The sequence below is a fragment of the Brevibacillus sp. FW306-2-1A-C05A genome (assembly GCF_058781555.1).
Window position 1 is genome coordinate 329,823 of sequence record NZ_JBYSWV010000001.1, and the last position, 14,106, is coordinate 343,928.

The 14,106-nt window shown below is 55.6% G+C and carries 15 protein-coding genes and 1 other RNA gene; 4 read left to right on the forward strand and 12 right to left on the reverse strand.

Translation table 11 applies throughout. The features are described 5' to 3' along the window. Positions 1–6 precede the first annotated feature (6 nt). The 6 genes from priA to AC3WJN_RS01760 form a co-directional block, all read right to left on the reverse strand. Positions 7–2,442: a primosomal protein N' gene (gene priA, locus AC3WJN_RS01735; protein WP_007779203.1), complete on the reverse strand. Its 2,436-nt coding sequence runs from the start codon at positions 2,440–2,442 to the stop codon at positions 7–9. Then, a complete protein-coding gene (coaBC, locus tag AC3WJN_RS01740; RefSeq protein ID WP_007779206.1) occupies positions 2,439–3,692 on the reverse strand; it encodes a bifunctional phosphopantothenoylcysteine decarboxylase/phosphopantothenate--cysteine ligase CoaBC in 1,254 nt (417 codons plus the stop codon). The genes priA and coaBC overlap by 4 nt, the downstream gene beginning before the upstream one ends. A gap of 70 nt (positions 3,693–3,762) precedes the next feature. Continuing rightward, positions 3,763–3,969 carry a DNA-directed RNA polymerase subunit omega gene (gene rpoZ / locus AC3WJN_RS01745; RefSeq protein ID WP_005831051.1) on the reverse strand — a complete coding sequence of 69 codons (207 nt, stop codon included), beginning with the start codon at positions 3,967–3,969 and terminating at the stop codon, positions 3,763–3,765. 4 nt (positions 3,970–3,973) lie between these two features. Further along, positions 3,974–4,594 carry a guanylate kinase gene (gene gmk, locus AC3WJN_RS01750; protein ID WP_007779210.1) on the reverse strand — a complete coding sequence of 207 codons (621 nt, stop codon included), beginning with the start codon at positions 4,592–4,594 and terminating at the stop codon, positions 3,974–3,976. 16 nt (positions 4,595–4,610) lie between these two features. Then, positions 4,611–4,871, reverse strand: coding sequence for an extracellular matrix/biofilm regulator RemA (remA, locus tag AC3WJN_RS01755; RefSeq protein ID WP_005831055.1), 261 nt, complete (start codon positions 4,869–4,871; stop codon positions 4,611–4,613). A 24-nt stretch (positions 4,872–4,895) separates the two neighbouring features. Beyond that, a complete protein-coding gene (locus AC3WJN_RS01760; protein ID WP_035316859.1) occupies positions 4,896–5,780 on the reverse strand; it encodes a YicC/YloC family endoribonuclease in 885 nt (294 codons plus the stop codon). Between the two features lie 188 nt (positions 5,781–5,968). Between AC3WJN_RS01760 and AC3WJN_RS01765 the strand changes: the two genes are divergently transcribed. After that, the gene (locus AC3WJN_RS01765) at positions 5,969–7,717 is read left to right on the forward strand and encodes an Rqc2 family fibronectin-binding protein (protein ID WP_005831058.1); all 1,749 of its coding nucleotides are present in this window, start codon (positions 5,969–5,971) and stop codon (positions 7,715–7,717) included. A gap of 390 nt (positions 7,718–8,107) precedes the next feature. Next, positions 8,108–8,575 carry a hypothetical protein gene (locus tag AC3WJN_RS01770; protein ID WP_007779220.1) on the forward strand — a complete coding sequence of 156 codons (468 nt, stop codon included), beginning with the start codon at positions 8,108–8,110 and terminating at the stop codon, positions 8,573–8,575. A 115-nt stretch (positions 8,576–8,690) separates the two neighbouring features. Here AC3WJN_RS01770 and ssrS read toward each other — a convergent pair. After that, a non-coding RNA gene (ssrS, locus tag AC3WJN_RS01775) (6S RNA) lies at positions 8,691–8,884 on the reverse strand. 155 nt (positions 8,885–9,039) lie between these two features. Between ssrS and AC3WJN_RS01780 the strand changes: the two genes are divergently transcribed. Then, a complete protein-coding gene (locus AC3WJN_RS01780; protein WP_007779225.1) occupies positions 9,040–9,462 on the forward strand; it encodes a Gmad2 immunoglobulin-like domain-containing protein in 423 nt (140 codons plus the stop codon). Positions 9,463–9,475: 13 nt separating this feature from the next. Here AC3WJN_RS01780 and AC3WJN_RS01785 read toward each other — a convergent pair whose 3' ends face one another. From AC3WJN_RS01785 to AC3WJN_RS01800, 4 genes are all read right to left on the reverse strand, one after another. Continuing rightward, the gene (locus AC3WJN_RS01785) at positions 9,476–10,249 is read right to left on the reverse strand and encodes an enoyl-CoA hydratase/isomerase family protein (protein ID WP_005829759.1); all 774 of its coding nucleotides are present in this window, start codon (positions 10,247–10,249) and stop codon (positions 9,476–9,478) included. Between the two features lie 18 nt (positions 10,250–10,267). Further along, positions 10,268–11,443 carry a CaiB/BaiF CoA transferase family protein gene (locus tag AC3WJN_RS01790; RefSeq protein WP_005829757.1) on the reverse strand — a complete coding sequence of 392 codons (1,176 nt, stop codon included), beginning with the start codon at positions 11,441–11,443 and terminating at the stop codon, positions 10,268–10,270. 135 nt (positions 11,444–11,578) lie between these two features. Continuing rightward, positions 11,579–11,929, reverse strand: coding sequence for a DUF4870 domain-containing protein (locus AC3WJN_RS01795; protein WP_005829756.1), 351 nt, complete (start codon positions 11,927–11,929; stop codon positions 11,579–11,581). Positions 11,930–12,517: 588 nt separating this feature from the next. Continuing rightward, positions 12,518–13,462: a GntR family transcriptional regulator gene (locus AC3WJN_RS01800; RefSeq protein ID WP_005829754.1), complete on the reverse strand. Its 945-nt coding sequence runs from the start codon at positions 13,460–13,462 to the stop codon at positions 12,518–12,520. 137 nt (positions 13,463–13,599) lie between these two features. On the opposite strand from AC3WJN_RS01800, the gene AC3WJN_RS01805 reads away from it, so the two are divergent. Next, on the forward strand, positions 13,600–13,770 hold the full coding sequence (locus AC3WJN_RS01805; protein ID WP_005829753.1) for a YjzC family protein: 171 nt from the start codon (positions 13,600–13,602) through the stop codon (positions 13,768–13,770). Positions 13,771–13,824: 54 nt separating this feature from the next. On the opposite strand, the gene AC3WJN_RS01810 is transcribed toward AC3WJN_RS01805, so the two are convergent. Beyond that, on the reverse strand, positions 13,825–14,073 hold the full coding sequence (locus tag AC3WJN_RS01810; RefSeq protein WP_005829751.1) for a hypothetical protein: 249 nt from the start codon (positions 14,071–14,073) through the stop codon (positions 13,825–13,827). Positions 14,074–14,106: the final 33 nt, after the last annotated feature.

Consider the following 14,106-nt stretch of genomic DNA (forward strand, 5'->3'; position numbering starts at 1 on the left):
TCCTCCCTAAAGCAGCACGTACGGATCGACGTCAATCGTCATCAATACTTTCTGCTGTTTGTTCCACTCTTCAAATGCCGCCGTCGCCTGGGCAAGCAGGTCAGACAGTTGCGGTTCATCCCGATATTTTAGCATGATCTGAAAGCGAAATCTATCCTTCACGCGCGCAATAGGCGATGCGACTGGCCCGAGCACGATTGTCGTCTGGGCGAGCCGCGACCGCAAAAAGTCCGCCATCGTATGCGCGCCGCGAATGACGACAGGCACATCTTCGTGGCTGAACGTGATGAGCACCAGCCGGAAATACGGCGGATACCCTGTGCGCCTGCGTTGCAGCATTTCATCCCGGTAGAATGCCGGATAGTCGTGCCGCGTGGCGTGAACGATGCTGTAGTGCTCGGGCGTGTACGTCTGGATGACGACATCTCCCGCCAGCTCATGCCGCCCCGCGCGTCCTCCGACCTGCGTGAGCAGTTGGAACGTCTTTTCCGCCGCGCGAAAATCAGGCAAATGCAGCGAGCTGTCCGCTGCGATAATGCCCGCCAGCGTCACTCGCGGAAAATCGAGCCCTTTGGCGATCATTTGCGTCCCGAGCAGCACGTCGCCCTGCCCGTTGCGGAATTTGTTCAGCAACTCTTCATGCGCGCCTTTGCGCGACGTCGTATCCACGTCCATCCGGATCACGCGGATGCCGGGAAACAGCTTCGCCAGCTCCGCCTCCACCTTTTGCGTCCCCGTGCCGAAAAAGCGGATATGCTCGCTCTGGCATTCCGGGCAGTGCGCAGGCTGGGCGATCGTGTAGCCGCAGTAATGGCAGCGCGCCGTATGGTTCGTTTTATGGTAGGTCAACGAAATGTCGCAATGAATGCAGCGCATCGTATAGCCGCACGAACGGCACATGACAAACGTGGAAAAGCCGCGCCGATTCAGGAAAATGACCATCTGCTCGCCTTTTTGCAGCCGATCGGCAATCATTTCGTGCAGCTTGCGGCTGAACATGGAGCGATTTTCCGCATGCAGCTCCTCGCGCATATCGACGACGTGCACCTGCGGCATCGGGCGATTGCCTACCCGTTCGGGCATTTCCAGCAACTCGTATCTGCCGCGCGTAGCCAAGGCGTACGTCTCCAAGGCAGGCGTCGCGCTCCCCATCAGCAGGACGGCGTCGTTTCTTTTCGCGCGCCAGAGGGCGACTTCCCGCGCGTGATATCGCGGCGTCTCTTCTTGCTTGTAGGAGCTTTCATGCTCTTCGTCGATCACGATCAAGCCGACATTGCGAAAAGGAGCGAAAATAGCCGAGCGCGCCCCGACTACGACTTTTACCTGGTTGCGAATAATTTTGCGCCACTCGTCGTAGCGCTCTCCCTGCGACAAGGCGCTGTGCAGGACGGCGACATCGGCGCCAAACCGCGCCTTGAACCGCTCCACCATTTGCGGCGTCAAAGAAATTTCCGGCACGAGAAAAATCGCCTCGCGCCCTTTTGCCAGCGTCTGTTCGATCGCTTCCAGATACACTTCTGTCTTGCCGCTGCCTGTTACGCCATGCAGCAAGTACGAGGCGTACGTGCCCATTTTTATAGATTGCAAAATTGGTGCCAAAACTTGTTGCTGAAGCGGGGTAAAGTCAGGCTTCGGCTTGTCGGAAAAGCGGCGATTGGCATACGGATCGCGGTACACTTCCACCTGCTCGATGGCGACGAATCCTTTTTTTTCCAGACTCTTCAGCGACGCACGGCTGATTCCGTACTCCGCCTGCAGCATCTGGGTGGACAAAGACTGGCCTTCATGCATCTGGAACAGTTCGAGCGCCCTTTTCATCTGCTCTGCCCGCGCTGGCAAGGACCGGATTGCTTCTGCCAGCTCAGGCCCGCTCAACAGGCTGCGCACAAACGATTGCTGCTTGCGCGTAATCCGGTCGGTGACCTGGTATTCCGTCGCCAACAAGCCGCTCGATATCCAGCCCGGCACGAGCAAGTACTCGTCGGGAAACTGCTTTTCCACCTCTGCGAGCGGCATTTGCCGTTTGCGCGCCAGTTCCCACAATAGCCCCGAGTTGCCGCACGCTTCTGCCTCCAGCGCTTCTGTCGCGACCAACCATTTTTCCGACTTGCCTTTCAAGACAGCCGGAATCATCGCCTGGACGGCTGTCACCCACGGGCACAAGTATTGGCGGGACATCCACTCGCCAAGCTCCAGCAACTCTGGCGTGAGCGGAGGCATATCGTCCAGCACCTGCTCGACGTCCTTCAAGCGCGCCGACGCGATTTCCCCCTCCGCCTGCTCCACGATCCCGATCACGTAGCCTTGCAGCTTGCGCGGGCCAAACGGGACGATGACCCTGCTGCCCACGCGGATCAACGGGCTTAGCCAGGACGGTACCTTGTAGTCAAACGGGCGATTCGTTCGATTGACCGGTACGTCCACAATCACCTGGGCGATCATGACAGTTCAGACAGCGGCTTTTGCTGCAGCTTCAACAGCACGGCATCAAACAGCTTGTCGGCCACAGCCCGCTTGCTCAGTTTTTCCAGCGCCAATTGCTCGCCGTCCCGCGTCAAAAGAGTGACGATGTTCGTATCGCTGCCCATCCCTGCGCCTTCCAGGAGGACGTTGTTGGCTACGATCATATCGAGGTTTTTGCGTTCCAGCTTCGACTGCGCATGCAGCAGCACATCTTGCGTCTCGGCAGCAAACCCGACGACAAACTGCTTCGTTTTGCGCTCGCCGATTGTTTTTAAAATATCAGGCGCTTTGTCCAGCTCCAGCACGAAGGGGCCGTCGCTTTTTTTCATTTTATGCGCCTGCACTGTTTTCGGCCGATAGTCGGACACAGCAGCCGACTTCACGACGATATCGCTCTGTGGCAAATGCTCCATGACGGCGTCGAACATCTCCTGTACTGATTCGACGGCGACGAACGCGACGCCCTCTGGCCGCGGCAGCGCGGTCGGGCCGCTAATCAACGTCACGCGCGCCCCTCTGTCACGCGCTGCCTCCGCAATAGCGTAGCCCATTTTGCCCGATGCGTGGTTGGTGATGTAGCGAACCGGATCGATTTTTTCCCGGGTCGGTCCGGCTGTGACGAGTACGTGCTTGTCCAGCAAGTCTTGCTTCGCTGCTGCTTGCGTGTCTCGTGCAGCTTGTTGCCTAAACCAGCTCTGCACCGCTTCGACGATTTCCTCCGGCTCGGCCAGACGCCCTTTGCCAACCCAGCCACATGCGAGCAGCCCGACCCCCGGCTCCACAAACCGATAGCCAAACGACGCCAGCTTTTCCATATTGGCCGCAACCGCCGGATGCTCGTACATGTTCACGTTCATCGCAGGCGCGATCATCACCGGAGCTTTCGTCGCAAGCAACGTCGTCGTCAACATGTCGTCCGCGATGCCGTTTGCGATTTTGCCGATGACATTGGCCGTCGCGGGAGCAATCAGCACAAGATCGGCCTTGTCCGCCAGGTCGATGTGACTGATGACGTGCGGGTCTGGCTCCGAAAATGTATCCGTGTAGACAGGCTGATGAGACAATGCCTGGAACGTCACTGGCTGAACGAAATTCATCGCATTTTCCGTCAGGATGACATGCACCTGTGCGCCGGCCTGCGTCAGCTTGCTTGTGAGCGCAGCCGCCTTGTAGGCCGCAATCCCGCCACAGACGCCGAGCACAATTCGTTTTTCTGCGAGCGAATCCATCTGTAACTCCCCTTTCTTCCCTATCCGAAAAAAACAACCTGCATACAGGTTGTTTTTTCAAAGCAAGCTCTTATTTACGTCCGTCCAAAAACTCGTGCACCAGCTCGTCGGAGATAAACTCTTCCAGCGCGACGCCTACAAACTTTTTGGATTTTGGTTTGACTACCTGCATTTCGCTGTTTTCACGCAATTGGCGGGCGCGCTTGGAAGCTACGGTCACCAGGATGTACTTGCTTTCCGCTTTTGCGGTCAATTCGTCGATAGATGGATACAACATAAAACTATTCAACCTCCTTCAACCATTTGCGATATTTGTGAACCTGACGATCTTTTTTCAGGTGCTCGGCTGTAATAATCGCCTGAATGCGATCGCAGGCTGATTCGATCACATCGTTGACCACTACGTAATCGTAATGATCCATCAGCTCGATTTCGGCTCGGGCGACTTCCATCCGCTTGCGGATCACATCCTCCGTCTCCGTTCCCCGTCCCACGATCCGGTTTTCCAGCTCGTTCAGATCAGGCGGGGCCAGGAACAGGAACGTCCCTTGCGGAAATCGCTGTTTTACTTGCAGCGCGCCCTGGACTTCGATCTCCAGGATCACGTCGCGCCCTTCGTTCAGCATTTCATCCACAAACTGGCGGGGCGTGCCGTAGAAGTTTCCTACGTATTCTGCCCATTCCAGAAGAGCGTCCTGCTCAATCATTTGCTGGAACTCTTCCTTTGTCTTGAAAAAGTAATTAACTCCTTCCACCTCGCCCGGGCGCGGAGAACGTGTGGTAGCCGATACGGAATACACCAGCTCGGGCATTCTTTCCCGAAGTGCCTTGCATACCGTGCCTTTCCCCACTCCCGCAGGTCCGGAGAGAATCAAAAGGAGACCGCGATCAACCATGCTCATTGTTTACACTCCTACTTTATTCGTCCGATTCGTCGTCCTTCGTCGAGAGGCGCTGCGCCACTGTTTCCGGCTGTACCGCTGACAAGATGACGTGATCGCTATCTGTAATAATCACAGCACGCGTCCGGCGTCCATAGGTAGCGTCCACGAGCATGTTGCGATCGCGCGCTTCCTGAATGATCCGTTTGATCGGAGCAGATTCCGGACTTACAATGGAAATAATGCGGTTGGCATTCACAATATTGCCAAATCCGATATTGATTAGCTTGATTGCCATAACGGCCCAGCCCATCCTTTCATGCTACTCGACGTTCTGTACTTGCTCTCTCATTTTCTCCAGTTCCGTCTTGATTTCCACAGCGAGGTGGGAAATGGGCAAATAATTCGCCTTGGAAGCGATAGTATTGGCTTCCCGGTTCATTTCCTGGAGCAAAAAATCCAGCTTTCGCCCGATCGCTTCGCTTGCTTCCAACTGTTTGGCAAACTGGAGACAATGGCTTTCCAGGCGGGTAATCTCCTCACTGATATCGCTCTTGTCAGCGAAAAAAGCAACCTCCTGAGCCACGCGCGCAAGGTCCAATTCAAAAGGAGCCTGGCTGGCCCATTCGTTCAATCGCTGGCGAAGACGGGTCTGGTACTCCTCGATTCCCACAGGAGCCAATTGCTGAAGCTCTTTGACCCACGCTTCAATCTGTTCGAGCCGTCCGGATAAATCAGCGTACAGTTGCTTGCCCTCCGCCTCTTTCATGGAGAGCAAATCGATCGCTGCAGCCTTGACCTGATCCAGCAGCCATTCGGCCGCTTCGTCGCTGTCTTCTGTCATTTCTTTTGTATGTAACACGCCAGGGAAGAGCAAAAGCTCCTTGACGCCAAGCGGCTCCTGCAACGAAAAGCGCTCAGCCATCGTGCGTGACAGCGAGACGAGCTGCTCGGCCACCTGCCAGTCGATCTCGACAGCGGAAGCCGTCTGACTTTTCCCGTCCATCGCAATGGTCACATCGACACGACCTCTGCGGACGTACCGGCTCACCAGCTTGCGCACCTGGTCCTCCAGCATGCTCCAAGCTTTTGGCAGGCGTACCTGTATCTCGGAATACCGATGATTGACGGCGCGAATCTCCACCGTCAACCGCACAGCGCCCCTGCTATCCTCTTTCCGTCCATAACCTGTCATGCTCCGAACCATCGTTTTCACTTCCACAGACGCAAAATCGTTAATTTATTATAGGAGACAACTCTTGGCAGTGTCAACCGAAGCCGCAGGGCGACAACAAGATTCCTCCCTCCCCCGCTTTGTGCTACACTGTGACTGGCAACCATTTCTGGCATCTTTTTTTACGTTCCAGGCATTTTTAACGATTGAGGTGAGTGATTGTGGCATTTGATGGCGTAGTAACCCGTGCCGTCGCGCGGGAGTTACATAAATGTGTCGGCGGTCGCATCTCCAAGATTCACCAGCCGCACCACAGCGATATTGTCATGCAAGTACGCACGCCGGGAGAAACAGTCAAGCTCTTGCTGTCTGCCAATCCGACGTACCCCCGGATTCACCTTACGACCGAAGAGTTTACGAATCCGCTGGAAGCTCCGATGTTTTGCATGCTGCTGCGCAAGCATTGTGAAGGCGGGCTGATCGAATCGATCGAACAGATCGGCATGGAGCGGATCATCCACATGGATATCCGCACCCGCGACGAGCTGGGAGACACGGCGCTCCGCCGCATTATCATGGAAATCATGGGCAAGCACAGCAACATTATTCTCGTCGATCCGGCAACGGGAACGATTCTCGACAGTGCCATGCACGTGACGCTGGCGATCAGCCAATACAGGCAAGTCACCCCTGGACGTCCGTACGTCTCCCCGCCGAGCCAGGACAAACACGATCCGCTCACCGTCACCGAGCAGGCGTTCATTTCCTCCATCGATTGGAACAGCGGGCGGCTGGACAAGCAAATCGTCGACCGCTACATGGGCATCAGCCCGCTTTTGGCAAAAGAAATCGTCCACCGGGCAAAGCTGGCCAATCGCGACACGCTGTGGCAAGCTTTTTCCTCGGTCATGGAAGCGGTCAAGGCGCACAACTACGCGCCTGCGATTGTGGAACGCCCCGACAAAGCGTATTTTCACGTCGTCGAGCTGACGCACCTGACCGATGGCGGCGATGGCACCGCCACGCCGTACCCTTCCGTGCAAGCCTGCCTGCAGGCATTTTACGAGGGCAAAGCTCTGCGCGATACGGTCAAGCAACGCGCCCACGACCTGATTCGCTTCGTCACGGCCGAGCGCAACAAAAACGAAAAGAAGATCGAGAAACTGGAGCAAACGCTACAGGAGGCGCACGACGCCGATTTGTTCCGCCTGTACGGCGAGCTGATTACCGCCAACATGCATCAGATGAAGCGCGGCGACACCGAACTGGTCACCGTCAACTGGTACGACGAGGCTGGCAGCACCATCACCATCCCGCTGGACCCGTTGAAGACTCCTTCGGAAAATTTGCAGGCCTATTACAAACGGTACAACAAAGCGAAAAACAGCCTGCAAATCGTCAGCGAGCAGATCGAGCAAGCCAAAGCGGAAATTCTTTACCTGGACGGCCTTTTGGTCCAACTCGGCCACGCCAGCCTGAAGGAAGCGGAAGAAATTCGCGAAGAGCTGGTCGAGCAAGGCTACATGCGCGACCGGAAAAAGCGCGGACCGCGCAAGAAAAAGGATACGCGCCCCGAGCTGGAACGGTACGTCTCGTCAGACGGCACCGAAATTTTGGTCGGAAAAAACAACAAGCAAAACGAGTTTTTGACAAACAAGCTGGCTTTTGCGCATGAAACGTGGCTGCATACAAAAGACATTCCCGGCTCCCACGTCGTCATCCGCGCCCGCGAGTTTTCCGATCAAACCTTGCTCGAAGCCGCCAACCTGGCCGCCTATTTCAGCCGCGCCAAAGAAGGCAGCCAGATTCCTGTCGACTACACCTTGATTCGGCACGTCAAAAAGCCGAGCGGCGCCAAGCCGGGCTACGTCATTTACGAGCAGCAGCGCACGTTGTACGTCACCCCGGATGAAGCGCTCGTTCGCCGCCTGAAAGCGAACGCTTCCCCCACGCATAGCGAAACTCCCTAAGCTCATACTAAGAGCATGGATGGGTGTCCTCGTTTTTGAATCAGCCTGCATACGCTAACGAAAACGGACGCATTGTTTCGCCGGGCGTTGGCGGTCGAAAACGTCACCTCCGGTTGCATCAAAGGCAAGCATGACCCGCTTGCTTGCCTTTCGTGCTGCTTGCTGCTCCTTATCCTGCTTCGCCCCGCAACCATAGTTTGCTTGCACGACTGACTGTTTTGGTTCGTGTTCGCCTTTTTGGTCCGCGCCGTGTCCTGCCTGGCCAGCCTTACTGATGATCGAGCTTGGTGTTTACGGCATTTGCCATCGCAGTGGTGAAGGGCTTGTTGCACGCTCCTTTGGCAAGAAACAGGATTCCAGCCCATTTTCAATTTTGGAAGGAGGATCAGGATGAACGTCATCGGCATCATCCAGACTGATCTAAACGAGTTCAGCATATTGTTTGAGCAGCAAAACGGCAGACAAGGCGGACAAAGCAGCGGTGGACAGAACGGCGGCGGGCAGCAATCGAGTGGCGGCGGGCAAGATTTTCAGGACAGCGACTCCATGTTCCTCAGTTTTCTTGACGAGCAGCCAACCTCCGGCGAAGGAAGCGGGCAGAGCAGCCAAGGCGGACAGGGGCAAGGACAGCAAAGCGGTCCACAAGAATTGACCGTCCGTATCAAAGGGATTCCGGAAGGTCAAAAAGCGAACTTTTTGCAAATGTACCAAATTCTGCAGGACGCCCAAGATTCGCAATCGCTGGAGCAAAGCCTGACGATCATAAACAACGACCAGCAGGACGGCCAGGATTCGGGGCGCAGACAAAGCCAGGGCCAGGGACACGGTTCCGGCAAGCAAAACAAAACGACCCATTGAGACGAACAACGTCCTGCACGTCGTCTCGCTCCGCACCCCAAACATAGAAAAACCACCTGGAAGTCTCCAAGTGGTTTTTTCATGCTATCGGCCAATCTTTGCTTTTGCATGCTGCCAAGTCCCCGCTCTGCCGTTGACCTCATGTTTCTATAACCTGCGCTCACACAGGTGGGTGACCCTTCTGCCCTTCAGCCTTCCCATGCATCCCCAAAAGGGAGGTGGGCCTGACATCCAACGCAAATTTCCGTCTCCCGAAAAACACGTATAAGGTTAGAAACATTTACGGTCTTACGTACATCGCAGGATCTTGATATCCCTACTTTACCACACAATTCACTCTCGCTCAACGGATATTCTTCCCTTCCCCGTTCCCATTGTTGAGGCGAGCGACTTTTCCAGCATAAAACAGTTGCTGGCACGCCATCTTAAAAGCGTAGCATCACTCTGGAAAAGGAAGGGATCGCATGCGTTTTCCCCAAAAACTGATGATCGTGTCACTTCTCGCGGTCGGCTCCGTCTGTGTGCCAGCCGCTGCACTTCCGTTGCCTAGCAGCGCCACGGAACAGCCTGCCGGCGAGCAAGGCGGCAAGTACGAGAACGAAGCGTTTCGCAACATCGCCGTAACGAAAACAGGACCCGGCCAATACGCCGTAAAAGGCGAAGCCCGCGTGTTCGAAGCTACCGTGCGCTTTGTCGTGACAGACGAAGGCAACACGCTGGCCGACAGCTTTGTCACAGCCAGCCAAGAGGCACCCGAATGGGGCACGTTCGCCATCAACCTGAGTCTCGACGCCGCCAAGCTGAAAGCCCCTGTCCTTACCTTGTTCGAGGAAAGCGCGGAATCCGGCCAGCGCATTCACGAGCTGAACATCCCTTTGCCGAAGTAGCGCTGTAGCGTTTTTACGTCCGTTTCATTTTGGCACGTACCAGCGATTGAAACGCAGGATGGGCGATCAAGGACGGCTGCTGCTGCTTTTCCCAGGCGAGCGCGTACTCCAGCCCGTTAAACTGGCACCGTCCCAGCCCTTCTTTCGTAACGGCATACGCCTGTCGCGGCAAGCGCCGCACGGCAGCCACCAGCGCTTCCACCTCCTGCTCGATGAGCGCTGGCTCAACCGCACGATAGATCAAGCCAATCTGCTCGGCTGTTTGCCCGGAAACTTTTTCCCCGAGCAGAGCCAGCCGTTTCGCCCATGCCGTTCCTACCAGTTGCGGCAGCAAATACGTGCCGCCAAAGTCGGTAGTCAGTCCGATCTGGACAAACGGCTCCTGCAGCACGGCATCTGTCGTGGCAATGACAAAATCGGCATGCAGCGCCAGATTGAGCCCCGCTCCGACCGCCACCCCTTCCACGACGGCAATTACCGGCTTCGGCATCTGGTGCAGCCGCGCAATAAAATCGTTAATGACCGCAAGCGCCTCATCCGCTTCGTCTTTTTCGCTTAGCGCCGTCAGCACGGTCAAATCAGCGCCGGAGCAAAAATTGCCGCCTGCTCCTCTGAGAATGAGCACTTCCACCTCCGGATCATCCGCCGCCTCCGCAATCGACGTTTGCAACAGCGCAAACATCTCGACCGTCATCGCGTTCAGCACGCGCGGCCGATTGAGCGTGATCGTGCAGACGCCCTCTTCTTTTTTCACCAAAAGCGGGGTTGCTTGGACTTCTTGCTCCATAGTTGTCTCTTCTCCTTTCTATACGGACGACTCCGGGATGACGCCTTGCCGCTTGAGCTTGCGCAAGCCTTCATCCGTTATGTTCAGCTTTCGCCTGAGCAACTCTGCCGTGCAGTCGGCATGCCACGGAGGGGCTTTGCGGTCGGAAGCGCCAGGGCTAGGGCTTTTCGCTGCGCCGGTCGGCTCCCGCTTGTCCAGAAAAGGAAGCGTGTAGGCAATTTCCCGCTCGGACACATAGCGAATATTCGACCAGTTTTCCATTTCCTCCACCGCCGTCAGACAGCAATCCACCTCGCTCCCCAGCTCGTTCCACTCCGCCTGTGTGCGGGATAAAAACAAGGCTTTCAGCTCCTCCCATACCTCGGGGTGCTCCGCGATCGTCCCGCGGTGATACGCCTCCCAGTCAGCCCGGCCCACCGCCCGGCAAAAGCTCAGCCAGTAGCGCTCCTCCACAGCGGCGAGCGCCACGTACTGCCCGTCGGCGGTTTCAAACACCTGATGCGCCAACAGCCCCTTTTTGCTCTGATTCGTACTCGCGGTAGCCTGGCAAGCCGTAAAAATCGCCTGCAGCCCTACCCACGTCGCGAGCAAGTCGGCGGCGGCCACGTCCAGATAGGCGCCGCGCCCGGTTCGTGCCCGCTGCACCAGCGCCGCGCAAATTTGCTCGCTTGCGTACAGACCCAGGGCGTAATCGGAGAGAGGAATGTCTGCCAGGACTGGCTTGCCGGAAGCATCGCGCAGCAGGGAGAGAAAGCCGCTGACCGCCTGAACGTTGAGATCGTGCCCGCCGAGCTGATGCATCTCCCCGCTCTGTCCGTACCCGGTGACCGAGCAGTAGATGACAGCCGGGTGAGCGGCCCACAGGCGATCGTAGTCAAGCCCGAGGTGGCGCATGACACCTGGACGGTAGCTTTCCACCACGACGTCAGCCTGTCTGGCGAGAGCAAACGCGAGCGCCTTTCCTTCATCTGTCCGCAGGTTAAGCGAAATGCTCTTGTGATTGCGATGCGAACGCAAGGAAAACGCTCCCGTTTCTCTGGCCGCAGACGGGCTGGGAAAAACCGCCGAGGCGTGCTCGTCTTCGCGAAACGCCTCCACCTCGATGACTTCCGCTCCCAGATCAGCGAGTCGCATGGTGCAGATCGGCCCAGGCAGATGACGAGAAAAATCGACAACCGTAACGCCAGTCAGCATGACTTCCCACTCCCTTCGCCCCGATTCTTTGTCCTCCCTAGTTTTTCGCGATGAATGACCATTCACCCTGCCTGTTGCGGGAAAATTACGAAAAAAAGCCGTTCCCAAAGGAACGGCTGCTCGATGGCGAATCACTCATTTGATAAATCGCAACGTCAGCGGATAGCGGTACGTTTTCCCTTCGTTGGCCCGAACGGCGGCAATCACGACGAAGACGATCCAGAAAAAGAACAGGGCGGTCAATAAAATCACGCCGATGAAGACAATGAGCAGGATGCTGGAAATGGCTGCGTAGATCGTGACCGAGATGCTGAAATTGAGCGCTTCCTTGCCGTGCTCCTCAAAAAAGGGGCCCTCTTCGCGTTTGAACAACCAGACCAAAAGCGGCCCCAGCACATTGCCAAATGGGATCAGAAAGCCGATCAGCGCGGACAAATGTGCGATCATGGCCCACATTCGCTCGTCTTTTCCAACCAGATGGTTCATTTGCATTCCCCCATTCCCTTCGCTACTGTAGTGTACGATGCCAGCACCGCAAACTTGCGAAAAAATTCGAAAACTTGGCTGCGCCGAACCATTGACGCAGTCATAGTGGCCCTTATACTGGATAGCACGAAAAAAGCGCCGTAAAGGCGCTTTTTTTCGATGAATTAATATTTGCTGTCGTGGCCACCCCAAGAGGACCCGTAACCGCCGTGTCCGCAGCTTTCGCCGTGATGGTGATGGTGACCGCAGCTTTCACGACCAGTTTTACATTCCGTTCTGTAGTAAGGCTTGTAGTAGCAATGTTTTTTGTAGTATTTCCTCTTGCAGCACTTCTTGTAGTAGCACTTGCAATGAGACTTTCTGCATCCGCAACCCATGAACCTCACCCCCTCCTGTTCGTTACATCTACAAAGTATGTAGGTGAAGGTGCATCGGCATGGTACACTTGTCTATTCTTGCGGCAAAATCAGCGGATGTCTTGCCTGAAAACAGCACAACCGGCAGACAGGCTGCCGGCGGCTTTTGTACATATCAGGAAGGAAAAAGCTCTGCAAACCGCCAGAAAATAAGGGCATAACAGGCAAAAAATCATTGCGTCACGATCTTGCGCAGTTCATTGATTCCGTGGTGATCGGGAATTTCCTGGTATTCCTTTACTTTTGGCAGCGTCAGCAAATGCGGTCTGACCATATAGCCGGGCTTCGATATGTAGACGACATCACAATTCGTAATCAGGTCGAACACGTCGGGATGATTCGCTTCGATCGTCCGAATATCCAGATGCGTGATGCCTGCGTTGTACAAGTCATTTATCATTCCTGCCGCACCGCGGATCGTCGCACAGACCAGCCCGACTTTTGTATGGCGGGGATACGCCTCCATGGCCGGAATGACCGTAGTCGGATCGGGTATAAAATCGAGGCTGACGACAGGCGGAGCCTCTCGCGGCAAACGGTGCTTCATGCGCAAATTAACGGAAGGGTGAGTGACGATCGCCTTGTATTGCTGCAAAAAGCTCGGGTCCTGTTCGACTCGCTGGGCAAAATCATCGAAGGTCCGCCCCTCCAGCATGACACTGGGGAGATGGTATTGCACCAGGCGCAAATACTCGGCAAGCTCCAGCTCTGTGAAACGCAAAAACAGGACAGGAAACTGGTTGATCTCCAGCATGACACACGAGAGGACACGGGTAAATTCATCCATGGAATAGCCCATGGCCTTTACTTTGTGCAGCGTCTCTTTGGCCAGCAAAGCGAGATGCGCGGGATTGCGGGTCAGTAGAGGATCGTTAACAATATTGCTGACAATGGTCCCGCGCCCTTGACGCGAATCGACCATCCCTTCCTGCTGCAAGCGGAGATAAACGCTGCGAACCGTGTTGTAATTGACCTTCAGTTGTGCCGCTAGCTCCCTGACCGTCGGCAACTGCTCATTCGGCGGAATTTCTCCGCTGCGAATCGAGGAAGCAATTTGTTGGTAGAGCTGTTCGTGGTACGACACATTCGAATCCTTTTGCAGGGTCAGGCGTAGCATGAATTCACCTCTTCATCCATCGTTGAAACCATCGTATATGAATTTTGAATCGAACGTCAATAGAGGCAGCCAGCATGAACATCCCCGCGACGGCCATACTAAGGCAGATCACACATTGCGAGAAAGAAGGTGTCCCTATGGGAGAACAAAGCCGTTTTCGTGAAGGCGACAAGTCGCCAAAAAACGCAGTGTACATGGAAATCGGGGAAACCGGCGCCAGCGTACAGGACCCGATGATTATCGAGCTGGACAAAGGCGAAAAGTTTCCCGCGACCCGCAACAAAAACCGGGTCTGGACCCAAAAGTAGGGGCAAATCAGCAAGAAAACCAACCTGGCCGCAAAGAGCTAGGTTGGTTTCTTCTTAATCCTCGTCTTCGTCGTCTTCGCTGTCTTCCTCGTCCTCTTCGTCACCGCTCACATACACGATGGTAACGCCAAGGCTCTCCAAAAGGGAAAGAACTTCCCTGTTCAGCTCCTGGTCCATCAGCAGCCCCAGGCTTTCCACCAGTTCAAGCTCCTCCAGTTCGCCTTGCTCGGCATCCTCAATCAGCTCTATGATTTCGGTCATTCGCTTTTTTTCCAAGACAGCCATCAGTTCATCTCTTGTCATATCGTGTTTCCCACCTCGATTTCTCTACTCTAT